This is a genomic window from Butyrivibrio sp. AE2032 (assembly GCF_000702965.1).
In genome coordinates this window covers 1,098,317-1,123,573 of record NZ_JNLF01000005.1, presented here as the reverse complement: position 1 = coordinate 1,123,573, position 25,257 = coordinate 1,098,317, and the positions used below count along the sequence as shown (strand labels likewise).

Annotated in this window: 21 protein-coding genes; 18 read left to right on the top strand and 3 right to left on the bottom strand. The window is 50.3% G+C overall.

What is annotated here, in order from left to right; translation table 11 throughout:
* Positions 1-52: 52 nt before the first annotated feature.
* Positions 53-859, top strand: a complete 807-nt coding sequence (locus BO18_RS33380) for a prolipoprotein diacylglyceryl transferase (protein WP_185752553.1) — start codon at positions 53-55, stop codon at positions 857-859.
* 74 nt (positions 860-933) lie between these two features.
* On the opposite strand, the gene BO18_RS22740 is transcribed toward BO18_RS33380, so the two are convergent.
* The gene (locus BO18_RS22740) at positions 934-1,221 is read right to left on the bottom strand and encodes a hypothetical protein (protein WP_034449877.1); all 288 of its coding nucleotides are present in this window, start codon (positions 1,219-1,221) and stop codon (positions 934-936) included.
* A gap of 272 nt (positions 1,222-1,493) precedes the next feature.
* On the opposite strand from BO18_RS22740, the gene BO18_RS22735 reads away from it, so the two are divergent.
* The 9 genes from BO18_RS22735 (at position 1,494) to BO18_RS33370 (ending at position 12,398) form a co-directional block, all read left to right on the top strand.
* Positions 1,494-3,152, top strand: a complete 1,659-nt coding sequence (locus BO18_RS22735) for a diphosphate--fructose-6-phosphate 1-phosphotransferase (RefSeq protein ID WP_034449876.1) — start codon at positions 1,494-1,496, stop codon at positions 3,150-3,152.
* Between the two features lie 78 nt (positions 3,153-3,230).
* Entirely contained in the window at positions 3,231-3,869 is a 639-nt protein-coding gene (locus tag BO18_RS22730; RefSeq protein WP_034449875.1) for a hypothetical protein, read from the top strand.
* Between the two features lie 73 nt (positions 3,870-3,942).
* Positions 3,943-4,629 carry a D-lyxose/D-mannose family sugar isomerase gene (locus BO18_RS22725; RefSeq protein WP_034449874.1) on the top strand — a complete coding sequence of 229 codons (687 nt, stop codon included), beginning with the start codon at positions 3,943-3,945 and terminating at the stop codon, positions 4,627-4,629.
* A 136-nt stretch (positions 4,630-4,765) separates the two neighbouring features.
* Positions 4,766-6,559 carry a glycoside hydrolase family 25 protein gene (locus tag BO18_RS33375; RefSeq protein WP_051689072.1) on the top strand — a complete coding sequence of 598 codons (1,794 nt, stop codon included), beginning with the start codon at positions 4,766-4,768 and terminating at the stop codon, positions 6,557-6,559.
* A gap of 22 nt (positions 6,560-6,581) precedes the next feature.
* Entirely contained in the window at positions 6,582-7,697 is a 1,116-nt protein-coding gene (locus BO18_RS22715; protein WP_034449872.1) for a GGDEF domain-containing protein, read from the top strand.
* Between the two features lie 4 nt (positions 7,698-7,701).
* Positions 7,702-8,397: a DUF308 domain-containing protein gene (locus BO18_RS22710; protein WP_034449870.1), complete on the top strand. Its 696-nt coding sequence runs from the start codon at positions 7,702-7,704 to the stop codon at positions 8,395-8,397.
* A gap of 42 nt (positions 8,398-8,439) precedes the next feature.
* Positions 8,440-9,087, top strand: a complete 648-nt coding sequence (locus BO18_RS22705; protein ID WP_051689071.1) for an MBL fold metallo-hydrolase — start codon at positions 8,440-8,442, stop codon at positions 9,085-9,087.
* Between the two features lie 68 nt (positions 9,088-9,155).
* Positions 9,156-10,640: a DUF1846 domain-containing protein gene (locus BO18_RS22700; protein WP_034449869.1), complete on the top strand. Its 1,485-nt coding sequence runs from the start codon at positions 9,156-9,158 to the stop codon at positions 10,638-10,640.
* 174 nt (positions 10,641-10,814) lie between these two features.
* Complete coding sequence (locus BO18_RS33370) at positions 10,815-12,398, top strand: hypothetical protein (RefSeq protein ID WP_051689070.1); 1,584 nt, start codon at positions 10,815-10,817, stop codon at positions 12,396-12,398.
* 126 nt (positions 12,399-12,524) lie between these two features.
* Here BO18_RS33370 and BO18_RS22690 read toward each other — a convergent pair whose 3' ends face one another.
* Positions 12,525-12,869, bottom strand: coding sequence for a hypothetical protein (locus BO18_RS22690; RefSeq protein ID WP_034449867.1), 345 nt, complete (start codon positions 12,867-12,869; stop codon positions 12,525-12,527).
* 468 nt (positions 12,870-13,337) lie between these two features.
* Between BO18_RS22690 and BO18_RS22685 the strand changes: the two genes are divergently transcribed.
* From BO18_RS22685 to BO18_RS22655, 8 genes are all read left to right on the top strand, one after another.
* Positions 13,338-13,799: a CtsR family transcriptional regulator gene (locus BO18_RS22685; protein WP_034449865.1), complete on the top strand. Its 462-nt coding sequence runs from the start codon at positions 13,338-13,340 to the stop codon at positions 13,797-13,799.
* A gap of 31 nt (positions 13,800-13,830) precedes the next feature.
* On the top strand, positions 13,831-14,484 hold the full coding sequence (locus BO18_RS22680; protein WP_034449864.1) for a hypothetical protein: 654 nt from the start codon (positions 13,831-13,833) through the stop codon (positions 14,482-14,484).
* Entirely contained in the window at positions 14,477-15,517 is a 1,041-nt protein-coding gene (locus BO18_RS22675; RefSeq protein ID WP_034449862.1) for a hypothetical protein, read from the top strand. Before BO18_RS22680 ends, BO18_RS22675 begins: the two co-directional genes overlap by 8 nt.
* Complete coding sequence (locus tag BO18_RS22670) at positions 15,504-18,194, top strand: ATP-dependent Clp protease ATP-binding subunit (RefSeq protein ID WP_051689069.1); 2,691 nt, start codon at positions 15,504-15,506, stop codon at positions 18,192-18,194. Before BO18_RS22675 ends, BO18_RS22670 begins: the two co-directional genes overlap by 14 nt.
* 104 nt (positions 18,195-18,298) lie before the next feature.
* Positions 18,299-19,627 carry a lysophospholipid acyltransferase family protein gene (locus BO18_RS22665; protein ID WP_034449860.1) on the top strand — a complete coding sequence of 443 codons (1,329 nt, stop codon included), beginning with the start codon at positions 18,299-18,301 and terminating at the stop codon, positions 19,625-19,627.
* A 190-nt stretch (positions 19,628-19,817) separates the two neighbouring features.
* Entirely contained in the window at positions 19,818-21,761 is a 1,944-nt protein-coding gene (gene tpiA, locus BO18_RS22660; protein WP_334291235.1) for a triose-phosphate isomerase, read from the top strand.
* 77 nt (positions 21,762-21,838) lie between these two features.
* Positions 21,839-21,976 carry a hypothetical protein gene (locus BO18_RS35040; RefSeq protein ID WP_185752552.1) on the top strand — a complete coding sequence of 46 codons (138 nt, stop codon included), beginning with the start codon at positions 21,839-21,841 and terminating at the stop codon, positions 21,974-21,976.
* Between the two features lie 77 nt (positions 21,977-22,053).
* Positions 22,054-23,850, top strand: a complete 1,797-nt coding sequence (locus tag BO18_RS22655; RefSeq protein ID WP_051689068.1) for a putative bifunctional diguanylate cyclase/phosphodiesterase — start codon at positions 22,054-22,056, stop codon at positions 23,848-23,850.
* 11 nt (positions 23,851-23,861) lie between these two features.
* On the opposite strand, the gene gltA is transcribed toward BO18_RS22655, so the two are convergent.
* Positions 23,862-25,256 (bottom strand): NADPH-dependent glutamate synthase, encoded by a 1,395-nt coding sequence (gltA, locus tag BO18_RS22650; protein ID WP_034449857.1) that lies wholly within the window; start codon positions 25,254-25,256, stop codon positions 23,862-23,864.
* Position 25,257 lies beyond the last annotated feature (1 nt).

Below are 25,257 nucleotides of genomic sequence, written 5' to 3'. Positions count from 1 at the left end.
AGGTCAGTTGCTTAAGTCATTAAGCAACTGCCTTTTTTATTTAAGGTCATTCATGTATCCATTTATCGAAATATTCGGAAGAACAATAGGAACATACGGCATATTGGCAGCTATCGGAATGTTTGCCAGCGCTTTGTGCTGCTATCTGCTTTTACGGAAAAAAGAAGTATATTTTGAAGATATCGCCATGACCGGTCTGATATTCGCTGCCGGAGCCGTGATCGGCGCGCATATTGTTTACGGATTCACGAATACGGATAAGATCATCGAATTATTCAAGAATCTCAAGGACTATAACTTTATAAGTTTTGTTCAGACGCTGTTCGGAAACTATTTCGGCGGCATGGTGTTCTACGGAGGTCTTATAGGCGGTCTGATCGCGCTTGTCATTTCAGACAAAGTATCCCAGAAGTATTTCAGGGGAGATGTCATGTTTGATGCCGTAGCCGTTGCCATTCCGCTTTTCCATACATTCGGCCGTATCGGATGCTTTCTGGGCGGTTGTTGTTATGGCGTGGCCTGTGATGTCGGTTTCACGGTACACGGAAACACGCTGTATCCGGCCGTAAATGATGTTAACAGGCTTCCGATACAGCTTATCGAATCGGCACTAAATCTGATCCTGTTCTTCGTTTTACTGGTGCTTTATAAAAAAGGAAAGTTTCAGCACAGGATGCTGATCGTTTATTTTTACATCTATCCCGTCATCAGATTCACGGATGAATTCTTCAGGGGAGACGAGATCAGGGGATTCCTTTTCGGATTGTCAACATCACAGATAATAAGCATATTGCTGTTCTTATTTGCGGTAACCGTCACGGTAATCGACGTCAGTAAAAAGAGACTTCAAAAAGAATAGATGCCTGTCAATTCATAAGCAACAAAAAAGGCCGTCCGGGAATCCCGAACGGCCTTTGGCATTAATGACGTTTATCAGTAGCTTGAAACGCCTGCAGCTGCTGCAGCAGCAACGATGATGATCATGATAGCGCCTACAACGATGTTGAGGATGAGACCGATGATACCTGTGATCTTACCAACTTTTGTGAATGTGTTCTGAACGCCTTCCTTAGCGCACTGGCTGCCGAGAACGAGGCTTACGATAGCGGGAATGAGACCAGCTCCGTAACATTCGCAAAGTACGATAGATGCGATGCCGCATGCCATGCAAGCGATTGACTTGCCCTTAGACTGACCCTGTACAGGTGTGTTTTCTGCCATTTGAATGACCCTCCAAATAATAATATTCAGGGATTTCGCTATTTGTTCTACCCCATGCACCGTTGATTTTATCAAATGCTTATGTGAATGTTAATGGAGTTTCGGCCAAAAAGTTTGACAATCAAATTACTTTTTTGGTGTGAATTGACAAAAGGCTTTGAGGTTCGGTCAGAACAGTGGATAAATCATACACAAAGCCCGAAATCTATCATTTACTTTTGGCTCCTGATTAATTATTATTCTTGTGTATTTTATTCTAAAGGAGTAATGCTATGGATATTTCACCACTTCAGAAGGCAAGATATGAGTATCAGCCCAAGCTTCCGGGCATGCTTAGAAACGGTATCGCTGAGATCAGCGTACAGGAAGGTGCTGCTACACAGTCTGTTGCAGACCAGGATAAGATCAAGGCTCTTTTCCCCAACACATATGGTAAGCCCGAGATCACATTCGTTAAGGGCGCAAATACATCCGCTGCTAAGAAGCAGGTTGTCGGCGTAATCCTTTCCGGCGGCCAGGCTCCGGGCGGACACAACGTCATTTCCGGTCTTTATGATGCTTTGAAGGCAACAAATCCCGAGAACAAGCTCCTCGGTTTCAAGAAGGGACCTGACGGACTTCTCAAGAACGACTATGTTGAGTTCGATGACAAGTTCATCGATGCATACAGAAACACAGGCGGATTCGACATCATCGGTTCCGGCAGAACAAAGCTCGAGACAGTTGAGCAGTTCCAGACAGTTGCTAACTATGCAAAAGAGAACGGCCTTACTGCTATCGTCATCATCGGCGGTGACGACTCCAACACAAATGCTGCCACACTCGCTGAGTACATGGCTGCCAACAACACAGGCATCCAGGTTATCGGCTGCCCCAAGACGATCGACGGCGACTTGAAGAACGAGGATATCGAAGCTTCTTTCGGTTTCGATACAGCTACAAAGACATATTCCGAGCTCATCGGCAACATCGAGAGAGATGCTAACTCCGCAAAGAAGTATTGGCACTTCATCAAGGTTATGGGACGTTCCGCTTCCCACGTTGCTCTTGAGTGCGCACTTGAGACACAGCCTAACATCTGCCTCATCGGTGAGGAAGTTGCAGCTAAGAAGATGTCTCTTGCAGATATCACAAACCAGATCGCTGACTCCGTTGAGAAGAGAGCAGCTAACGGCGACAACTTCGGTGTTGCCATCATCCCTGAGGGTATCGTAGAGTTCGTACCTGAGTTCTCCGCTCTCATCGCTGAGATCAACGAGCTCCTCGCAGGCGAGAAGACAGCTCAGTTTAATAGCCTTCCTGACTGGAACGCTAAGTATGAGTTCATCAAGGCCGGCCTTTCCGCTGATGCTTTCAAGGTATTCGACATCCTTCCTCAGGGCATCCAGCAGCAGCTCTTCCTCGAGAGAGATCCTCACGGCAACGTTCAGGTATCCCTCATCGAGTCCGAGAAGCTCTTCTCCGAGATGGTCAAGAACGAGCTCGCAAAGAGAAAGGAAGCTGGCACATACAAGGGTAAGTTCGGCGCTCAGCACCACTTCTTCGGTTATGAAGGCCGCTGCGCATTCCCTTCCAACTTCGATGCTGACTACTGCTACTCTCTGGGCTTCAACGCATTCATGCTCATCCAGTATGGTTACACAGGATACCTCTCAAAGGTTTCCAACATCTCCAAGCCCGCTGATGAGTGGGTTGCAGGCGGTATGCCTATCACAAAGATGATGAACATGGAGAGAAGAAACGGCGCAGACAAGCCGGTTATCAGAAAGGCTCTCGTTGAGCTCGACGGCAAGCCGTTCAAGTATTTCGAAGCAAACCGTGAGAAGTGGGCAGTTGAGACTGCATTCACATTCCCCGGTGCCATCCAGTACTTCGGACCCTCAGAAGTTTGCGACAGAACAACAGTTACACTCGCACTCGAGAAGGGCTGATACCTGACTTAAATATCAGATCGATCAAGGGCTGTTCATTAGGGAGCAGCCCTTTTGCATACCGTGTATAATTTACTTATGAGCAAAAAGAGTCAGACAGCGGAAATGATCATTAATGCCGTTATCGTTATTCTTACGGTGACCGGTACTGTTCTCATGCTCACCGGAAAGCCCGAAGAGGGAGCGCTGCAGTCGACAGGTATAGAGAACTTCAAGTTCTACACTGTCCTTACGAACGTGTTCTGCGGCGTCATCGCGGCTGTTTATCTGGTGTTGTGCCTTCTCAATAAGAATACTGACAGGATGGCGGCTTTAAAGCTCGCGGCTGTATGCGGTGTGGCGATAACATTTGCTGTTGTTGCGTTCATGTTCGGGCCATTATACGGTTATCCGCAGTTCTACAAGCGGGGCAATCTCTTATTCCATCTTCTGGAACCTCTGACGGCAATGACGGAATTCATCTTCGTTAAGCGGAAAAAGATGCCGTTCAGGTTTACGGTGATCGCGGCGGTTCCGACGCTCCTTTACGGCATCGGTTACCTTTTGAACATCCTGATAAACGGGATCGGCGGTCCCTGGCCTTATACCAACGATTTTTATGCTTTCTTAAGCTGGGGCTGGCCTGTGGGCATCCTGATATTTACCGTGATAACTCTGTCGGCTTTCGGAGTTGCCTGCATATTCAGGGCGGTAAGCAACAGGCGGGCCGTGCGTTGAAATTGCCCCTTTTCGGTCGCAAATAATCCTGATGACAATGTTAAGATAGTGAGCGGGGAAAAGGAGAACTCATATGAAAAGATCCGAGATCAACAAAGCGCTTAAGCGCATGGAAAGCGTGACGGAGGAGCTGAAGATAAGTCTTCCGCCGTTCTGTCATTTCACGCCGGAAGAGTGGCTTTCCAAAGGCCATGAATACGATGAGATCAGGGAAAACATGCTCGGCTGGGATATAACGGATTACGGTCTGGGCGATTTTGACAAGGTCGGATTCTCGCTGATAACTTTGAGAAACGGCAATCTCAAGGCAAAGGATAAATATCCCAAGTCCTACGCGGAGAAACTCCTGTTCATCGAGGAAGGGCAGTATTCGCCCAATCACTTCCACTGGAACAAGATGGAGGACATCATAAACAAGGGCGGCGGAAATCTGCTGATCAGGGTCTACAACTCACTCCCGGATGAAGAGATCGATAAGGAGAGCGATGTCACCGTCCACACTGACGGCAGGACATATCAGGTTAAGGCCGGAACTCAGATAAGGCTTACTCCCGGAGAGAGCATCTCGATACAGCCTTATCTTTATCATGATTTCGAAGTGGAGAAGGGAACGGGTGCGGTGCTCCTTGGCGAAGTGTCCCAGGTAAATGACGACAACACAGACAACAGGTTCAATCCGCAGGTCGGAAGATTCCCCGAGATAGAGGAGGACGAGCCGCCGTACAGGCTCCTGTGCAACGAATATCCGCCCGCTGAATAGAGGGTAATTGCACAAAGCGGCATGGCTTTTGTAGCAAAACGGTAACCTATATGTAAGGTGTTTCTGCCTTGACTTAAAAAGGGTACTAAAGCATTATTATCATGAATATTTATGTTTTTTAACAGGTGGTATTGATTTGAAAAAGAAAGCGGAAAATAAAGAACAGAGCTTTTTCGAGCGCTTTTGCTCGGCTCAGGAGAACAAGGCGAGATTAAGCCTTATCCTCGCGGCAGTGCTGGTCGTCGGTACGATCGGCTCCGTATGCACCGCGGCCATCACGCTCAAAGCGGATTCCTCCGTTCCTTCGGAGAATCTGGAACTCAACACCGCAGAGCAGTTCCTTGCAAGGGCAGCGATCGAAGCTTCCGAGAGCGAGGAGATCGAATTCGTATCAGCTGAAGATTATATCGAAGAGACAACATCCGTCGAGCCCAGGGAGACCAAGCGCGGCGGACTTACAGGCGAGCATGTCGTCGACGTCAGCGACTTGAAGTCCCTGACGGACGAGGAACTCGTTGAAGCCATCAAGGCAGGTAAGGCAGGCGTTATCGCGAGGAGCGATATCGACACGGACCAGTCCCAGAATCAGAACAACGTTCACCACGGTTCGGGCGGAAACGCACCTGCTGCAACTGATACACCGACACCGGTTCCGACAAATGTCCCGACACCGACGCTCGCGCCCATAACGATGGTCAAGTACCAGCTCGGAATAGACATCTCCGAGTTCCAGGGCAATATCAACTGGTCGAAAGTAAAGGCTGACGGTATTGATTTCGCATTCATCAGATGCGGCGGCCGCGGCTGGGGTGAATCGGGCAAGATCTATGAGGACACCAAGTTTGCCACCAACGTCAAGAATGCCAGGGCGGCAGGCATCAAGGTCGGCGCATATTTCTTCTCACAGGCGCTCACTCCTTACGAGGCTCTCGAAGAGGCTTCCATTACACTGTCAAAGGTAGGCAGTGTTACGATGGATCTTCCCGTCGTGCTCGACTGGGAGACAGGCGGCGGATACAGGACCGAAAACCTGAAGGGTGAAGACTTTGCAAACGTCATCACCGCTTTCTGCAGCACAATCGCGCAGAACGGCTACACACCCTGCGTATATCTCAATACGGGCGACATCAACAACAGACTCGGAAGTTATTCCGGCGAGATCCTTTCCAAATACAAGCTCTGGTATGCATATCCATACAGCTGCTACAGCGACGGCAGTATGTACAAGGCCGGCGACACGATCCCGCCCAGGAGCTTCTCCTATGAGTACTGGCAGTATTCATGGCACGGAAAGGTATCCGGCATCAGCACCGACGTCGACCTGAATATCAGGATCATGGGCAAGACGACACTTAATGCGCCCGAGGTTAAACTGACAAACACGAGCATTACCAGCGGAGTCGGCCAGACGATCGATCCTTTGGAAGGCGTATCGGCCAAGACATCCCAGGATGAGACCACGACGAGCGGGATCACCTATGAGATCACGGATGAGTCCGGTCAGAAGGTATCGCTCGAGCAGGCTCAGCAGAAGATAGGAAAATACACGATCACATATACTTACAAGGATTCGTTCCGCGGATCGGTAACCGCTTCCGCTACATGGGAAGTAGTGCAGGCAGTATCGCCTACGCCGACGCCTGCGGAGCAGGAAGCTGAGACTTCCGTCACACCTTCTCCCACTCCGGCTGAAGGCGAGAACGGCGACAACCCGACTCCGACACCTGTTGACCAGGAGCAGGGCGGTGAGACGACCGAAACACCGACACCTACACCTGTTGATCAGGAACAGGGCGGTGAGACGACTGAAACTCCGACACCTACACCTGCAGAGCAGGGCGGCAGCGGAGAGACCGGCGGTTCATCCGGAGAAGGCGGAGACAACGGCGGTTCAACCGAAGAGACAGGCGGAGACAATACCGCGACGTAACATTCGTTAAGGCACATAAAGGATGGACACGAAGCTGACAGGCGATCCCGCGATGCGGAATCTTGAAAGAAAGATAAGGTCCGAGATTGAGAAGCTCCTTCTCATTTCAACTGTCGTGTGCTTGTGTCTGGAGATCGCTCTTGCGTTTTATTACTACATAATCCAGGATCTCGGTCAGCCGCTTAAGTCCTATATAGAGTTCAGGATACTTGTTCCCTTCGGGATAAATATGCTCCTGTGGCTTATCACCAGGTTTTCGAACAGATCGGGGAACAGCACCGACAGCACGAAGAACAGGGTGTGCTCCATTTCGACTCTTTTGATGACGGGCGTAATATCGCTCGCACACAGCTATTTCATCCCATTATGGATACTGCCGCTGTTCGTCGTCATGTTCAGCTCGATCTTCCACGATGACTTCCTTCAGAAGATCCAGGCGGGAATCTGCTTCGTCCTTATCCTGTACTCAGGCATACTGCATATGTACGATTACCCGACGGAAAGGACGTTCACGATCATCTGCATCGTGATCGCGGAGATAATGGCGATCATAGTAAGTCTTATGTCTTTCAAGCTCGAATCCTACACCAAGATGAAATTCCTCATCACGGAGAGGAGCCTCACCGGTGACGGCAAGTTGGATACGGACAGCGTTACTGGCGTGTACACCAAGGCATTCCTGACCGGAGAGGCCGAGAAGATCCTCTCGCAGACAAATGAGAACGAGCCCTGCGGCATTGCCGTCCTGGATATAGACGATTTCAGGCTTATAAACGATGAGATAGGACATGACAAGGGAGATGACGTTCTCCGCGCGCTCGGTTCCATCCTGTCAGACTATATCGATGCCGGCACCCTGATCGGAAGGTACGGCGGCGAAAAGTTCGTGGTCTTATTCACTAATGCGGTTCCGGAAGAGAACATGGAAGATCTCAACCGCATGCGTAAGGAATTCGCGAAAAAGAAGTTTTCTTTCCTGGACAGGTCCGTTACGTTCAGCGGCGGATATGCCTGGTTTGATATGAAGACGGATCTCTCCAGGGCAGTTCGGGAGGCTGAAGAGGCACTTGCAAGGGCAAAGAATTCGGGTAAGAATAAGATAGTCGCGAGCGATGAAAGTGACGAAAGTGAGGAATGAATACATGGCTAAGACAAAGACCCAAAAGAAGAACAAGATAAGTGACTACAATGTCGGTACGATAATCGTCGACATCGTCATGCTCTTCCTGGGACTCATCTTCTTTATAGGAACACTGGCAGGCAAGGGCGATGCCATCGCAGCAGGCTTTGTCAGGGTCGTCGGCGGTGTTCTGGTCATTGTCGGCATCTTTGAACTGATCAACTTCCTGAGGATAAAGGAAAAGACGATCTTCGACTGGATCGTTCTTATAATCGGAGGTGCCATAGCTGTCACCGGAATAATATTCCTCATCAATCCCGCGCCAATCATCACGGTATTTAATTTTGTTTTCGGCATAATCGTATCTGTATACGCCATCGTTATCATAGTTGCTTCGGTAGGCACTCTGAGACCTGCGGGCGCCAAGTACTGGTGGTTCTCGCTCCTTTTCGGCATCATTGCGCTGGGCATGGGCATCTTCATCGTTTTCTTTAACGGTGCATCAAAGGCTCTGACCATCATCATCGGCATCACGCTCGTTATCGGCAGCATCGGCGGCATCGCAAATGCGATCCTTGCTTCCCAGGCAAAGAAAGAGTTCAAGGCAAACTCCAAGATCCTGGAAGACGCTACGTTTACCGTTGAGTCCACGACAGCCTCATCCGGTGACGGAAAGAAAAGCGCCGGTAACAGCGAAGACGACAGCGTCGATTTCTGATCCGTTATATCCGAAAACATCACCTGAGGAGGATCCCGTCCCATGGATATCACATATATCGGACACGCATGCTTCATGATAGAGCTCTCAACGGGTTATTCGATATGTTTTGACCCGTATGCACCGGGATCCGTACCCGGTCTCGGCGAAGTGTGTGTTGTTGCCGACAAAGTGCTCTGCTCACACGGGCACCGTGACCATAATGCCGAAGAGTGCGTAAAGTCTCCTTCAAGGGCCTTTAACGGACCGTTTCCGGAAATTGAGTTCATCGACACATACCACGATGAGGTTAAGGGCGCCAAGCGCGGTCCCAATAAGATCACAATAGTAAGATCGGAACCCGACAATGCCGTGATCGTTCACATGGGAGATATCGGCTGCGGTCTTACGGATGAGCAGCTCGAAAAGATAAAGGGCTGCGATCTTCTCATGATCCCGGTCGGCGGATTTTACACCATAGACTGCAGGCAGGCCTTCGAACTCTGCTGCAAGATCGATCCCAAAGCGGTTATCCCGATGCACTTCAGCGGTGACGGATTCGGCTATGACGTGATCTCGGGAATAGAGGAATTTGCAGAGCTCATCAGGGAGAACGGCGGACGTGATATAGTCGCCGCAGGAGAGAAGGTCAGGGGCCTTCCCGAAGGGAAAACGCTTCTCCTGATGGATCCGGTCAGATTTTTGCGCTAATCGTTTTTTGTAACATTCGAACGGACTTCTTTACGATATAATCTTTCGATAAAGGGGGTCGTTGTTATATGTTTAAGATCGGTTTTTCCAATGACAAATATGTAGAGCTCCAGAGCGAGCACATCAGAGAGCGCGTCGAGAAATTCGGCGGCAAGCTCTATCTCGAATTCGGCGGCAAATTATTCGACGATTATCATGCTTCCAGAGTATTGCCCGGCTTTGAGCCTGACAGCAAGATCAGGATGCTCAAGGCGCTTTCCGAAGATGCGGAGATCGTTATCGCGATCAATGCCGATGCCATTGAGAAGAACAAGAGAAGAGGAGACCTGGGCATCACTTACGATCAGGAAGTTCTTCGTCTCATCGATGCATTCACGGAATTCGGCCTTTATGTGGGAAGCGTTGTTATTACCCAGTTCGCAGGTCAGCCTTTGGCAGAGAAGTTCGAAGCAAGGCTCAGGGGTCTGGGAGTCAAGTCATACAGACATTACCCCATCGTAGGATATCCTTCCGACATCCCGCTTATCGTTAGTGAGGAAGGCTACGGCAAGAACGATTATATCGAGACTTCACGCAAGCTCGTCGTCGTAACTGCTCCCGGTCCGGGTTCCGGAAAGATGGCCACATGCCTCTCACAGCTCTATCACGAGAACAAGCGCGGCATCAAGGCCGGTTATGCGAAGTTCGAGACATTCCCTATCTGGTCGATCCCGCTCCAGCATCCCGTAAATGTTGCATATGAGGCAGCTACGGCTGACCTTGCGGACGTAAACATGATCGATCCTTTCCACCTTGAGGCATACGGAAAGACCACGGTAAATTACAACAGAGACGTTGAGATCTTCCCCGTTGTAAATGCCATTTTCGAGAAGATCTACGGCGAGAGCCCCTACAAGTCACCTACGGACATGGGCGTCAACATGGCAGGCTTTGCGATCGTCGATGACGAGGCATGCCAGGAAGCTTCCCGTCAGGAGATCGTAAGAAGATATTACGAAGCCAAGATGGCTGCTCGCGCCGGTCTTTCAGACGGTTCTGACGTAACCAAGATAGAATTCCTCATGAAGAAGAGCGGCATTGACATTACTTCACGCCGCGTTATCGGATCAGCTCTTGTCCGCGCTGAATCAACAGGTGCTCCGGCAGTTGCACTGGAACTTCCGGACGGCCAGATCGTTACAGGCAAGACCACTCCGCTTTTGGGACCTGCATCCGCAGCTCTCCTTAATGCTCTTAAGGTGCTCGCCGGGATCTCTCATGACATTCCGCTCATTTCACCTAATGTTATCGAGCCTATCTCTGATCTTAAGATCAATCACATGGGCAACCACAATCCGAGACTTCATACTGATGAAGTCCTCATTGCGCTCGCTATCAGTGCTACCACAAACCCTGTAGCGGAACTTGCCATGCAGCAGATCGGAAATCTCGTTAACAGCGATGCTCACTCAACCACCATGATGAGTTCTGTTGACCTCAACATGTTCCATAAACTCGGCATCAACCTTACGTGTGAGCCTGTTTACGAGACAAAGAAGCTGTATCACAGGTAAAGAGAAGAAACAAAGCTTTTGCCGGAATTATCTTAAAAAGTAAGATTAGATTCCGGATAACTGTCTGCACTTCCGGGGCCGCGTTATTCAAGTTCACTTTTTCGTGCGGATTTGACGAAAAGCTGCACGATTCCATGCACTTCAGGTGCAGCAGTAATCTTTGGGAGGAATTGCATGGGAATCTCAGCGATCAGAAAAAGCACAGACAGATTTGCCGGAACAATGATCAGGTTATTGGTTATGGTGGCAACCGTTTTCTCCGTTACGGTCCTGACCGGTAATGCCGTATCTGCAGATTCGGCATTGATCGAATCGGGAGATGAAGGCGAATATAAATACGAACTGTATTCAAACGGCGAGTTGAAGATCAGGGATATGGTCATATATGGAGATACTGTTTACCAGGTTTCTTTAAGCATGCTCAATGAATCCATCCTGGCTGAAGTTAAAACGGTTACTGTTGATATGACCGGTGTCAAAGAAGGCTGCTATATCCAGATCGGTACGAGTTTTCTCTGGGGTGATTACGATCGTGTCTGCAATGCAACTAAGCTGACGTTCCTCAATGCTCCCGATAACTATTCCTACGACATAGTCAATCTCCCGAAATTGAGCGGAGAGAATATAGTTTTCCCTGAAGGTGTGAAGATCGATGCACTTTGGCTGGAGAACCTGGAGAGCATTGATTCTTTTGAATTCCTTTCGAAATACTCTGTATACTGGCTGGATATCGGTCTTTCCGGTGATCTTAAGAAGGCAGATCTTACTTCCTGCAATGCAGGCAGAGTAAGTATTCATCAATGTGCCGGTTTGGAAGAAGTCAAATTCCCGCGCAAAGCTTCAATAATCGATGTCGACTACTGTGCGAGCCTTACACAGCTTCGTCTTCCGGCTTATTGTGAATATGTAAGTGTAAAAGACTGTGGAAAACTGAGAAGTGTTTATGTCAATGCAGGCCTCAAGTCGGCAAACAATAAATGTTTTGAAAGATGCAATAATCTGACAGATATCTGCTATTCAGGGTCAGCACTTTCCTTCGATGCAATTACCTTATTTAAATGGAATCTTGACAAGAACCCTGTTAAGGAATCAGGCTTTTTCAAAGATATAACGGGGAAATACACGGTCCATTATGCCGGACAGGGATGGAATCTGACCGGTGAAGATATGTGGATCTACTTGGATCAGGACGGAAATATCATGACAGGCTGGCAGCAGATAGACAGCAAATGGTATTTCTTCGATGAAATCGGTGTCATGCTCACAGGCTGGCAAAATGACGGCGGAGCATGGTATTTATTAAAGACATCCGGAGCTATGGTTACCGGTTGGCAAGAGATAAGCGGTGCCTGGTATTACTTCGGAACTAACGGAAAGATGACCACGGGTTGGAAGCAGATAAGCGGGAGCTGGTACTACTTCGGAAGCAACGGAAAGATGAAGACCGGCTGGCAGCAGATCGGCGGCACGTGGTATTACTTTGCCGGTTCCGGCGCCATGGTGACAGGCTGGAAAGAGATAGGCGGAGTGTACTATTTCTTCAAGTCAAACGGAGCGATGGCGGCAAATGAATACTGCGGCGGTTACCGGCTTGATTCAGACGGCAAGTGGACATACACATACAAGGCTTCCTGGAAGAAAGATTCCAAGGGCTGGTGGTATGGCGACTCGAACGGCTGGTATGCAAAGAACGAGACCTGGAAGATCGACGGCAAGGACTATAATTTCGATAAGTCTGGTTACTGCACGAATCCTTGATCTGAACTGATTCAAATGATTAACGAGAGGTTGTCTCACGTGTTGTGGGGCAGCCTCTTCGTTTGTTTGGGGCGGAAAGGGATTAGTCTGTTGCCTCCGGAACTGCATTATTTAACGGCTGACAGCTCAGTCGTTGGGATCGCTCCAGTACTTATTGATATCCAGGTTATTCCCTGTCTTCTTCATAACCAGCATCAATGCGTCATATCTGCTTATCTTTCTGCCGCGGTAGTAATAGGTATTGTTGAGTATGGGAGCCGAAACGCATGTGATTCCGAACTGTGCCCATGCTTCATCGACTTTTGCAGAGCCGGATTCCCAGCTGAACATCAGTCCCGATGCGCTGTAAGATTCGCTCATTATGCCTATATCCTGGAAGAATTTACTGTCGCTCGCGGTCATGCCGAGATTCCCGCCGGAAACGGTATCGAGCTGTTCCATGTTAAGTCCGTTTCTTTTTGTGTTCTTCATTGTTCTGTCCTCCTTGTCTGATGACTCCATGTCTTATGGTTTTATTATCCTGTGCGACCTGGAGCCGGACAATCAGTAATGTCAGACCACTCCGTTGATTAAACAACATATGCAAAGCAGGATGTTGCGGAACGGAAAAACAGAAAACCCAGACACTTCCGGTCCGGGTTTTCGTTTTTGGGGGCTGTTATGAAGAAACAAATCTTTTCTGATGACATTATTGCATCCGAACTTTAACTAAACCTTAAAGCAACCTGAATATTTTCTGAGATCTGAATACGGACCGCAGGGAACGGCGGAGGACTTTTTTGACTTTCAGGTGCGGCAAAACACAGGAAGTTGTTTCCGCGGGTTGACAAATGACCGGAACAGTACCATAATTTCATTAGTCAAAGAAAGTCAAAGTCAAAGTCAGGAAAGAGCAAATTGCAAAGCAGCTCTGATAACAAGCGGAAGGAGGATGATCTTGTGGCTAGACTGGTTGATGTTATAGAACAGATGATCAAGGATATGGTCGACGAGAATGACGGAACGGCTACGATCTGCAGGAGCCAGCTGGCTGAGCAGGCGAACTGCGTGCCGTCTCAGATCACTTATGTGCTGTCTACAAGGTTTTCGGGCGGAAGCGGATATATAGTCGAAAGCAGGAGAGGCGGCGGAGGACAGATCACGATCACGCGTGTAAGTCACGTCGGTCCCGCAGAATACCTGAAGGCGATAATCGACAGCGTGGGAGACGACCTCTCGCAGCAGCAGGCGAAGAACCTTCTGATGAACGCGGTGTCTGTCGGCGCCATGACTTCAAAGGAAGGAACGGCGATCATGGCAGCGGTATCCGACAGGGCGCTTGCCAGAGTCGATTCGGACATAAGGGCGGTCTTAAGGGCGGATATCTTCAAGCATGCGCTCCTGGGACTGATGGTTACTTGAGATAAAGAATTCCGGTAAAGGAGAAAGATAAATGAGATGTGAAAGATGCGGCAGGGAACTGACCAATACCATGTTTACGATAAACGGTACTGTCCTGTGTGAGCAGTGTGCAAAGAACGCAGGTTTCTACAGAGGACCTTCGGAATTCCTGGACAATCCGTTTGTCGAGCTCGATGCGATAGCTTCGACATTCAGGGAGATGGCCAAGAATGAGATAGATTTCGGCAACAGTACGCTTACATGTCCGAAATGCGGGATGACTCTGAAGGAATTCGAGAACGAAGGACATGTCGGATGCATCGAATGCTACAACACCTTTAATGAGAATATCATCAGGGAGATGTTCAAGCAGCAGGGCAACAGCGAGTACACCGGACGTCTTCCCTCACAGTCTGCAGGCACCGTAACGGAATCTCCGGCGGCAGTAAGGAAACAGATCCCGGCTGAAGGAGCTTCACCCGATGAGGGACCTGCGGCAGCGCCCGTACCGGGTCCCGCAGAAACGAAGAAAGAACACGCTTCGGGACTGACTATCGAAAAACTTATGAAGGCAGACCTCGGAATGCTCTCGGACGAAGAACTCGAGAAAGGCATAAAGCTCGCGGCTGATGCTGAGGAATATATCCTTGCGTCAAAGCTCAGAGACGAACTCAAAGGCAGAAAGGACGGTGGCAGCAATGGCTGAGTGGTATACAACGGAAGGTGCGGACAACGACGTTGTCCTCTCGACAAAAGCGTGCATCGTCAGGAACATAAAAGGATACAACTTCATGCCGAGGCTGGATGACAAAGACTGCCGGAGCCTGATGGATACTATTGACGGAGCCGTTGATAAGGACACATACATTGGCGGATGCGCTGCCGATCTCGACAGGAATACCGTATTGAAGCTCACGAGACTCCAGCTCCTGGGCCGCGAGGCGAGCCAGTTGGCTAATCCTGAGAGAAAGGCATTCTACTACAATGACGATGCGAGCCTCTCGATAACCGTGGGATGCGGCGAACATCTGACGATAAAGGCACAGGCACAGGGTCACGACATAAGCGTATACAAAAAGGCTGAGATGCTGGCGGTTGATCTCGAGAAAAAGCTCGATATCGCATTCTCCGGAAATTACGGATTCCTTACTTCGAATGTCAGGCTCGCCGGAACGGGTCTGAAGATCCTCTATACGGTCGCCATCCCTGCTCTTTCGAAAACGGAGAGCGGCATAACGGCGCTGTCGCAGCGTGTAAGACAGTATGAATGGACATTGTATCCGTTCTCCGAGAGGGGCGAGACCGCTGATTCCGATGTCTATATCATCGCGAGCGTCAACACTTTGGGCGTTACCGAGGAAGAGCTCCTCAGAAGGGGCGAGATGCTCATCGCGGATGTTATCAAAGCGGAGAGAGCCTGCCGTGAAGAACTTATCTCCAGCAGGAAGGAACAGGCGGAGGATAACTACGGAAGATCATACGGCACTCTGAGATACGCGAACATGATCTCCAGGGGAGAGGCGCTCCAGGCGCTTTCATGGATCAGGCTCTACCATGACCATGACGATTCGGGTGAGATAAAGATCTCCTGGAATACCATAGACAAGCTTACGATGGATATCCTGTGGGAGCCGGGCGCACCGAACAGAAAGTCGGGCCAGAGCACGGCATCACAGAAATACAGGGCGAATGGAATAAGAAAGATCCTGAAGGGAGTTGATAGAAATGAGAATAACTGAAGATACTGCAAAAGTGCTCGTTACGGCGAGCCTTATCGCTGAGGAGAAGCATACTTCCCTCATACGTGACACCATACTTTTTTCTGCGCTGTGCGTAACTGATACGCCTGCACGCGAGGTTCTGAACGACAACATCCAGGACATGTCGATAGTATTGGAACGTCTCGGAGTCGACGGCGAATACGAGATAGACGAGGCCGCTATCAAGATGCGTGCCGACAGGGCATTTTCAAATCTAAGGATCGACGTCAGGAGGATCTTCGCGAATGCCGCTGAACTGTCCAGAAGGACTGGCTTTGGCGGAGCGGTAAATCCTGAGCACCTTCTTTTCGTTATCCTGTCACGCAAGATATCCAATCATCCGGAGATCTTCAGCTGCCTTGAGGCCGCAGGGTGTGATCTTGAAGGCATAAGGGATTCCATCATCAGCATCTTCAATGAGCAGGCCGAAGAGGCAAAGAACGGAAACGGCCCATTCATGGACAGCGGTGATGACGATTCCGACAGACCTTCGGGCGGTCCTTCAGCAGGTCCGTCTGCAGGTCCCCGCAAACCTTCAGGCAAGGGATCGGGAAAGACCGGACACAAGACGCTCGACAAGTACGGCAAGAACCTGACAGAGCTCGCCAAGCAGGGCAAGATCGATCCGGTAATAGGCCGTGAGGAGGAGATCGCCAGAGTAATGCAGATACTCATCAGGCGCACAAAGAACAATCCGTGCCTCGTAGGCGATCCGGGTGTCGGCAAGACCGCGATAGCAGAAGGTCTCGCTCTCATGATCGCCGAGAACGACGTTCCTGACGTCATCAAGGGCAAGGTCGTTTACAGCGTCGAGATGGGTTCGATGGTCGCAGGCTCAAAGTACAGGGGCGAATTCGAGGACCGTATCAAGAGCATGCTCGATGAGGCGGTCGCAGATCCCAATGTCATTCTGTTCATCGACGAGATCCACACGCTGGTCGGAGCAGGCGAATCCTCCGGCGGTTCGATGGATGCTGCAAACATAATGAAGCCGCTCCTTACAAAAAACGAGCTCCAGGTAATTGGTGCAACGACGCTCGACGAATATACGAAGTTCATAGAAAAGGATCATGCTCTCGAGAGAAGATTCCAGAAGGTATTGGTCGAAGAGCCTTCCGTTGAGGATGCGATAGCGATAATGAAGGGCTTAAGGAGCAAATACGAAGAGCATCACAAGGTCCACATCCCGGATGACGTCCTCGAGCAGTCGGTAAGACTCTCGGCAAGATATGTCTCTGACAGGTTCCTGCCTGACAAGGCCATCGACCTCGTCGATGAGGCAGCCGCCGCAAAGAGGATCAACTATGCGCTCTCCAAGGCAAGAGGAGATCTCGAGAGGGAGATAGCGGATGTTGTCGCAAAGAAGAAGGAGGCTGTCGAGCGCCAGGATTTCGAGGCGGCACAGACTCTCAAGGAAGAAGAGGAGAAGATCAGGAACAGACTCGTGCTCCTGCAGGATAAGGTAAAGCCCGACGAGGAAGGCTTTACGGGCACTCTCACGGTTGATGATGTTGCCGTTGTCTTAGCGAAATGGACGGGAATCCCGGTAACGAAGATCACCGAGTCCGATGCCGAGAAGCTAAAGAACCTTGAAGCCGAGCTCACAAAGAGAGTCGTCGGTCAGGATGAGGCTGTTCATGCCATTTCAAAGGCCATCCGCAGAGGAAGACTGGGTCTCAAGGATGAGAAGAGGCCTTCCGGCTCGTTTATCTTCCTCGGTACGACAGGTGTAGGTAAGACCGAGCTTGCAAAGGCACTCGCGGAAGTAATGTTCGGCAATGAGAATGCGCTCGTCAGGATCGATATGTCCGAGTACGGCGAAAAGCACGATGTCGCAAGACTTATCGGTGCTCCTCCGGGATATGTCGGATACGATGAGGGCGGCCAGCTCACCGAGGCTGTAAGGAGACATCCTTATTCAGTCGTTCTTTTCGATGAGATCGAGAAGGCACATCCCGAGATATTCAACACCATGCTCCAGGTTCTGGACGACGGCCGTCTTACGGACGGTCACGGAAGAACGGTCGACTTCAAGAACACGATAATCATCATGACATCCAACATCGGAGCAAGGATGCTGGTCGGAAGCGAAGGCAGGAAGATCGGTTTTGCGATGGCAGATGAGAGCGACAAGGACGAACTCTCGAGAGAGGGCCTCTACGGCGGCAAGTCTTACGACGAGGCAAAGAAGCTCGTTCTGGACGAACTCAAGAAGACATTCTCGCCCGAATTCGTAAACCGTGTGGATGACATCATATTCTTCCGTATGCTCGGCAAGGATTCCCTCATCAGGATCGTAGACATCCTCATGAAGCAGGTCGGTTCAAGGATCAGGGATCTCGGCATGGACATCGTGCTCACAGACAGCGCGAAGGAACTCCTGGCAAAGAAGGGCTACGACCCGCAGTACGGCGCAAGGCCGCTCAGAAGAGTCATCACTTCCATGGTCGAGGACCGTTTCTCCGAAGCAATGCTCGACGGCGTCGTAAAGCCGGGACGCGTTGCGATAATCGATGCGGTAGAGACATCAGATCCTGAGGCGCTGATCGCTCAGGGGAGCGCTGCGGAAGACGGAAAGGTCATCGTCATCAGGGACGGAGGCGAGATAAAGAAGGACGGCGCAGAGGAAAAAGTAGCGGAAGACTCTGCGAAATAAAGATACAGTAAGCACCTGACGGCGAAATGTTGTATAATACTCACGCAATTACTTCGGTAATCAAAATAATTTCCGGGGTAACATAATTAATACGGAGTAACGAGATGCAGGAAAACACCAGTAATGCGGCCTCCCGTTCCAAGGCGCCGCGTGATTATGACATAGGATGCGTGCCGAGCAAATTCTGGTTTGGATTTGTCGGTTCACACATAATTGTGCCGTTGGTATGTGCTTACGCCCACATCAAGGTCAAACCCGACATGGAGTTTGTTAAGCATGAGGGTCCCATCATCGTCGTCTCCAATCATGAGTCTTACTTTGATCCGATCGTCATCAACCGTCTGACCAAGGCAAGACCTGCAAATTTCGTAACAGGTGAATTCGTATTCAGAGCTCCCGGCTGGGGGCACTGGTTCAAGCTGGGCGGCGCCATCCCCAAGAAGCAGTTCGTGGTTGATACGGCTGCGGTCAAGGCCATGATGCGCGTCATGAAGAGAAACGGTGTCATCATCGTATATCCCGAGGCAACGAGGCACGTCGACGGCAAGTCCATAGGATTTGATGACGGCGTCGCAAGGCTTGCGAAAAAGGCCGGCGCATCCGTCTATATCGCACACATCCACGGCGCCTACATGGCATGGCCGAGATGGTCCAGATCCGGCATGCGCAAGGGCAGGATCAGCGCCGAGTTCGTAAAGAAGATCTATTCTGACGAGGTAAAGCAGCTGTCGATCGAAGAGCTCCAGCAGAAGATCCTCGATGGAGTCGATTACAACGAGAACGACTGGATCCGCGAGAATCCCAGGACATACAAGAGCAGGAAGCTCGCGGCAGGTCTTCAGAACATTGCTTACGCCTGCCCGAAGTGCGGTTCCGAGTATACGATGCAGTATATGAATTCCGGAAAGCACGACATGATACAGTGCTCCAACTGCGGCAACGCGGCCAGATATCTTCCCACGGGTCTCATCGAGAAGGTCGACCCGCAGTGCGTCGTTTTCGACGATCTCCATAAGTGGACCGAATGGGAGAAGGGACTCATAAAGGAGCAGCTCGACGCCGGCGGATTCAAGATGGAGATGAATGCCGACCTCTTCAAGATTTTCGACAGGTTTACTTTCGCGAAAACGGGAAAGGGAAGGGTCACCATCACCGATAAGGAGATCATCTACTACGGCACAGACTGTCCTGCAGAGGAAGGAATCCCTTACAAGAAGGGCAAGCCGATGAAAAAATACAAGGACAGGGTGCTCGATTCGAGTGCGCCTTTCGAGCGCAAGGTCTTCGAGATCGACACGATGAGAGGACTTGTCGCTTCCTACGGCAAACATTTCGAGATCTACGACAAGGACGGCGAGCTCTACAGGTTCCATGTCGACGGCCAGAAGGTGTTCAAGATACACGAGATCGTGGTGCTCCTGGGCAAGAAATAATTTTCACTAGGTTGATTTAAGCGCAAATAAGAGCGGGTTTGGCAAAATATTCGCCAAACTCGCCTTTTTTATTGCTTTTATCTATCGCGCGAAGATAGTATAATCTTCAAGTCAGTAAATAAGAGGCGCTCATTTACGGGTGCTTCCCAAAACACAAAATAATGAATCAGGAGTGTGACAATCCATGGCAATGTATGACAAGAAAAGCGTCGAAGATTTAGACGTAGCCGGCAAGAGAGTTATAGTCCGCGTTGACTTTAACGTACCGCTCGACAAGGAAACAGGCACAAAGATCACAGATGACAAGCGTATCAAGGGTGCCCTCCCTACGATCAAGTATCTCGTAGACAACAAGGCAAAGGTTATCCTCGTATCACACCTCGGCCGTCCGAAGAACGGACCTGAGGCTAAGTTCTCCATGAAGCCCGCAGCAGACCGTCTCGCAGAGCTTCTCGGCCAGCCCGTTACTCTGGCTGCTGACGTTATCGGTGAAGATGCAAAGGCTAAGGCAGCTGCTCTTCAGGACGGTGAAGTTCTCATGCTCGAGAACGTCCGTTTCCACAAGGAAGAGACAAAGAACGATCCTAAGTTCGCTGCAGAGCTCGCTTCCATGGCTGACCTCTATGTAAACGACGCATTCGGTACGGCTCACCGTGCTCATGCATCCACAGCAGGTCTTGCAAACTTCCTGCCTTCCGCTTGCGGTTATCTCATCAAGAAGGAGATAGACTTCATCGGCGGCGCACTTGATAATCCGGCAAGACCGTTCGTTGCCATCCTCGGCGGCGCTAAGGTTTCCGACAAGATCGGCGTTATCACAAACCTCTTGGACAAGGCTGACACCATCATCATCGGCGGTGGTATGGCTTATACATTCATCGGCGCTCAGGGCGGCAAGATCGGTGATTCCCTCTTCGAGGCTGACAAGGTTGACCTCGCTAAGGAGATCCTCGCTAAGGCTGAAGAGAAGGGCGTTAAGCTCCTTCTTCCTACAGATACAGTTGTTGCTGATGCTTTCGATGCAAACGCTAACAGCAAGGTAGTTCCCACAATGGAGATCCCTGACGGATGGCAGGGCCTCGACATCGGCCCTGAGACGATCGCTAAGTTCTCTGAGGCTATCAAGGGCGCTAAGACAGTTATCTGGAATGGCCCTGCTGGCGTATTCGAGTTCGAGAAGTTCGCAGTTGGTACAAAGGCTATCGCTCAGGCAATCGCTGATGCAGACTGCACATCAATCATCGGCGGCGGTGACTCCGCAGCTGCTATCGAGAAGCTCGGCTATGCTGATAAGGTTTCTCACATCTCTACAGGCGGTGGCGCTTCTCTCGAGTACATCGAGGGTAAGGTTCTCCCCGGTATTGACTGCCTCAACGACAAGAAGACAGGCAGGATCTTTGCTGCAGGCAACTGGAAGATGAACTGCGGTATTCCTGCAGATGCAGTTAAGCTCATCGAAGAGCTCAAGCCCCTCGTAAAGAATGCTGAGCACAGAATCGCTCTCGGCGTTCCTGCTACAGCACTTGCTGCTGCAGTTGAGGCTGCTGCTTACACAAACATCAAGATCGCTGCTCAGAACTGCCACTTCGAAGAGAAGGGTGCATTCACAGGCGAGATTTCACCTCTCTGGCTCGCTAAGATGGGCGTAAATTACTGCATCATCGGCCACTCCGAGAGACGTGAGTACAACGCAGAGACAGACGAGACAGTCAACAAGAAGGCTCTTGCACTCCTCAAGTACGGCGTAAGACCTATCATCTGCTGCGGTGAGTCTCTTGCTCAGCGTGAAGCAGGTGAGACATTCGACTGGATCAAGGGTCAGATCGTCGGCGCTTTCAAGGATATCCCTGCTGACAAGCTCTGCCAGATCACTATCGCTTATGAGCCTATCTGGGCTATCGGCACAGGCAAGACAGCTACAGATGAGCAGGCTGAGGAAGTCTGCAAGTTCATCCGTGGCGTAATCGCTGAGCTCTATTGCCCCAAGTGCGCTGAGGCTATCACGATCCAGTACGGCGGTTCCTGCAATGCCAAGAACGCTGCAGGTCTCTTCGCTCAGGCTGACATCAACGGCGGTCTCGTAGGTGGTGCTTCCCTCAAGGCTGAGGATTTCTCCATCATCTGCAACGCTTGATAGAACATTAAGCAAACGATATTTCAGAGCCCGTGCTTTCAAAGAGCGCGGGCTCTTTTCGACAATAAGGGGGAGACATGGAAAGAAATATACGCACATCAGCCAAGGCTCTGGTGATCAAAGACGGCTGTCTTCTGGCGGTAAAGATAAACGATGAGGCGACACCAATCAGGATGGCTTCGAGTGGCTCCGGTGATCCGGAGATAACTGATTAAAAAAACGGCATCTCAACCTTTGAATGCGGATTGATAGTATAATATCAGCATAAGACAAGACTGCGCGAGGTACGGATATGTTCATCAATAAACTCAACCAGTTATATAAGCCCAAAAGGGTCATGTATTATGTTGACGCAGACGAGGATGCTGTCGCGGCTTTTTACGGCGGCAGGATTCCGGAGGAAGTCGGACGTTATGCCAACAGATTCGGCACTTACGACTATCCCGGGCTCTTTTATGTGAAGTCTCTCGGAAAGCCGGTTATCGGCATCGAATTCAGGACTGAAGATGAGAACGTTGATTATCCTGAAGATCTTAAGTCTGTCGTGCTCGATGAAGCGTTTTTCTATTCGATAGAGATCGATAATGACATCGAGGTCAGCATCGGTTCGATAAACGACATGTTCAAAAAGATCAGGGAAGACGATGATGCCCACAGGAATTACTGCGACCTGTCGGTCAGGGAAGATCCTGAGGTCATAAGCATTTTCTTAAGCGGCAAGAAGATCAGGATCCTCTACGAGATGCAGGTCGACACGGATCATGCCGCGGAGATCATAAGAGACGAATATGACGCTTTCGGGAAAAAGGAACTCTATACCAAGGCATTCATCGACCCGATCACGGGACACTACAACTGGAATCATCTTGTGCCTTTCCTGGAGATGCCCATGGACTACGGCATCAGGGATTATGCGTTCGTGCATTTCGATATCAAGGAATTCAGGGTCATCAACGAAGTCTATGGCCACATAGCGGCCAACAAGGTGCTGAGCAATGTCGTAAAGGCGATGAACGGATCTGACTTCGTCTATACCAGCGCCAGATGCCACAATGACAATTTCGCGATGATGATCAAGGACATGCCTGAAGATCAGATGATCGCAAGGCTCACGGAGTTTTTCGAAGACTTATCACACCTGGAAGAGGATCCGAACTACAAGATCTACTACAGATGCGGTGTCGTTCCGATGCAAAGATCGATCCTCTCGGGCAACAGAGTCGCCGATGCCGGCAAGCTTGCGCAGAAACTGGGCACGAATCACAACAAGACTGACATTGTCATCTTTACGGACAGGATGCACGAAGACATCCTCTGGGGTAATTACATCAAGGCTTATCTCGATACGGCCGTTGAGAACGATGAGTTCGTCGTTTATCTGCAGCCGAAATTCGACATCAGGACCGAGAAGATCAAGGGCGCCGAGGCTCTGATCAGGTGGAATTACAAGAAGAAGGAATTCCTCTATCCCGGCAAATTCATTCCGTTCTTCGAGCGCGACGGATCGATCGGCAAGATCGATGATATCGTGCTTAAGAAGGTCTGCATGACTTTCGAAAAGTGGAGAAAGGAAGGCAGGATACTCTACCCCGTATCAGTCAACCTCTCGCGAGAGCGCCTCTACGATGAGAACCTCGTCGATCACCTGACGGAGATCGTCGATTCGTATAACGTTTACCACGACCTTATTGATTTCGAGCTTACCGAGAGTGCCTCTTACGATAATACCGAGCAGATGATCCATGTGCTGAACGAGCTGAGAGACAGGGGATTCCACATATCGATGGACGACTTCGGAACAGGCTATTCCTCGTTCTCGCTCCTTACGCAGATGCCTCTTGATACGCTTAAGATCGACAAGAGTTTTGTCGATAAAGTAGGCGTCGAAAACATGATCGCCAAAGACGTCTCCGTAATAAGACACATCATATCCCTTGCAAAGGAACTGGGCTTCACGTGTCTGGCCGAAGGTGCCGAGAGCAAGCGCCAGATAGATGAATTAAGATCTTTGGGATGCGACGTAATCCAGGGCTACTATTACAGTAAGCCCGTCTCCATTGAAGAATACGAGAATAAGTATCTGAACTGAAAGATCTGCTTTTAACCTTTCGACAGATATTCGTCGATGCCCTTAGCTGCGGATTTGCCGGCGCCCATGGCGAGGATTACCGTTGCAGCTCCCGTTACCGCATCGCCGCCTGCAAAGACACCTTCGCGGGAAGTCATCTCAGCCTCGTTGACTATGATGCCGCCGCGCTTATTTACTTCAAGACCTGAAGTTGTTTTCTTGATAAGCGGGTTAGGTGACGTGCCGAGTGACATGATGACTGCATCGCACTCGATGGTGAACTCAGAACCTTCAACCGGAACAGGAGATCTTCTGCCGGAGGCATCGGGTTCTCCGAGTTCCATGCGGATGCACTTGCAGCCTGTTACCCAGCCGTTCTCGTCAGCGATGATCTCGACAGGATTTGTGAGAAGGTCGAAGATGATGCCTTCTTCTTTTGCATGATGGACTTCTTCAACACGTGCAGGGAGCTCAGCTTCCGAACGGCGGTATACGACATGTACTTCAGCACCGAGACGCTTGGCTGTACGGGCTGCATCCATTGCAACGTTGCCGCCGCCTACGATGACAGCTTTCTTTGCTCTCATGATGGGTGTTCTCGAATCAGGTGAGAAAGCGCCCATGAGATTGGATCTCGTGAGATATTCGTTGGCGGAGAATACGCCGAGTGACTGCTCTCCGGGGATGTTCATGAAGCGGGGAAGACCTGCGCCTGAGCCGATGAATACGGCTGAGAAGCCCTCGTTTTCGAAAAGATCGTCGATGGTAAGCGAGCGTCCTATGACGGCGTCAGTGACGATCTTTACACCCAGTTCCTTTACGTTTTCGATCTCTTTTGCAACGACCTTATCCTTGGGGAGACGGAACTCGGGGATACCGTAAACGAGTACGCCGCCTGCTTTGTGGAGAGCCTCGAAAATAGTTACGTCGTAACCCATTTTCGCGAGGTCACCTGCGCATGTGAGACCAGAAGGCCCGGCGCCTATTACGGCAACTTTCTTGCCTTTCTTTACCATGTCAGCCGGAAGCTTGGGCTTGATGCCCATATCCTTTGCAGTGTCGGCAACGAATCTTTCGAGACGTCCGATGGATACTGCTTCGCCCTTTACTCCTCTGATGCACTGTGCTTCACACTGTGTCTCCTGAGGACATACACGGCCGCAGACAGCGGGAAGGGAAGAAGACAGCGAGATGACTTCATAAGCACCTTCGACGTCGCCATCCTTGAGCTTTGCGATAAAGCCCGGGATGTTTATGGATACAGGGCAGCCCTGCATGCAGCGTGCATTCTTGCAGTTAAGGCAGCGTGAAGCCTCGAGAACTGCTTCTTCTTTTGTATAACCGAGGTTTACCTCGTCGAAGTTAGTGGCACGGACCTGCGGGTCCTGCTCTGATACGGGAACTTTCTTAAGTACGTCAAATTCCATT

Coding starts and splice junctions, on each gene's coding strand:
- BO18_RS22740 (WP_034449877.1), bottom strand. CDS start 1,221: ATGGCAGAAAACACACCTGTACAGGGTCAGTCTAAGGGCAAGTCAATC.
- BO18_RS22705 (WP_051689071.1), top strand. CDS start 8,440: ATGGATATCACATATATCGGACACGCATGCTTCATGATAGAGCTCTCA.
- BO18_RS22690 (WP_034449867.1), bottom strand. CDS start 12,869: ATGAAGAACACAAAAAGAAACGGACTTAACATGGAACAGCTCGATACC.
- BO18_RS33380 (WP_185752553.1), top strand. CDS start 53: ATGTATCCATTTATCGAAATATTCGGAAGAACAATAGGAACATACGGC.
- tpiA (WP_334291235.1), top strand. CDS start 19,818: ATGTATGACAAGAAAAGCGTCGAAGATTTAGACGTAGCCGGCAAGAGA.
- BO18_RS22735 (WP_034449876.1), top strand. CDS start 1,494: ATGGATATTTCACCACTTCAGAAGGCAAGATATGAGTATCAGCCCAAG.
- BO18_RS22730 (WP_034449875.1), top strand. CDS start 3,231: ATGAGCAAAAAGAGTCAGACAGCGGAAATGATCATTAATGCCGTTATC.
- BO18_RS22665 (WP_034449860.1), top strand. CDS start 18,299: ATGCAGGAAAACACCAGTAATGCGGCCTCCCGTTCCAAGGCGCCGCGT.
- BO18_RS22725 (WP_034449874.1), top strand. CDS start 3,943: ATGAAAAGATCCGAGATCAACAAAGCGCTTAAGCGCATGGAAAGCGTG.
- BO18_RS22675 (WP_034449862.1), top strand. CDS start 14,477: ATGGCTGAGTGGTATACAACGGAAGGTGCGGACAACGACGTTGTCCTC.
- BO18_RS22700 (WP_034449869.1), top strand. CDS start 9,156: ATGTTTAAGATCGGTTTTTCCAATGACAAATATGTAGAGCTCCAGAGC.
- BO18_RS22715 (WP_034449872.1), top strand. CDS start 6,582: ATGGACACGAAGCTGACAGGCGATCCCGCGATGCGGAATCTTGAAAGA.
- BO18_RS33370 (WP_051689070.1), top strand. CDS start 10,815: ATGGGAATCTCAGCGATCAGAAAAAGCACAGACAGATTTGCCGGAACA.
- gltA (WP_034449857.1), bottom strand. CDS start 25,256: ATGGAATTTGACGTACTTAAGAAAGTTCCCGTATCAGAGCAGGACCCG.
- BO18_RS22670 (WP_051689069.1), top strand. CDS start 15,504: ATGAGAATAACTGAAGATACTGCAAAAGTGCTCGTTACGGCGAGCCTT.
- BO18_RS35040 (WP_185752552.1), top strand. CDS start 21,839: ATGGAAAGAAATATACGCACATCAGCCAAGGCTCTGGTGATCAAAGAC.
- BO18_RS22655 (WP_051689068.1), top strand. CDS start 22,054: ATGTTCATCAATAAACTCAACCAGTTATATAAGCCCAAAAGGGTCATG.
- BO18_RS22710 (WP_034449870.1), top strand. CDS start 7,702: ATGGCTAAGACAAAGACCCAAAAGAAGAACAAGATAAGTGACTACAAT.
- BO18_RS22680 (WP_034449864.1), top strand. CDS start 13,831: ATGAGATGTGAAAGATGCGGCAGGGAACTGACCAATACCATGTTTACG.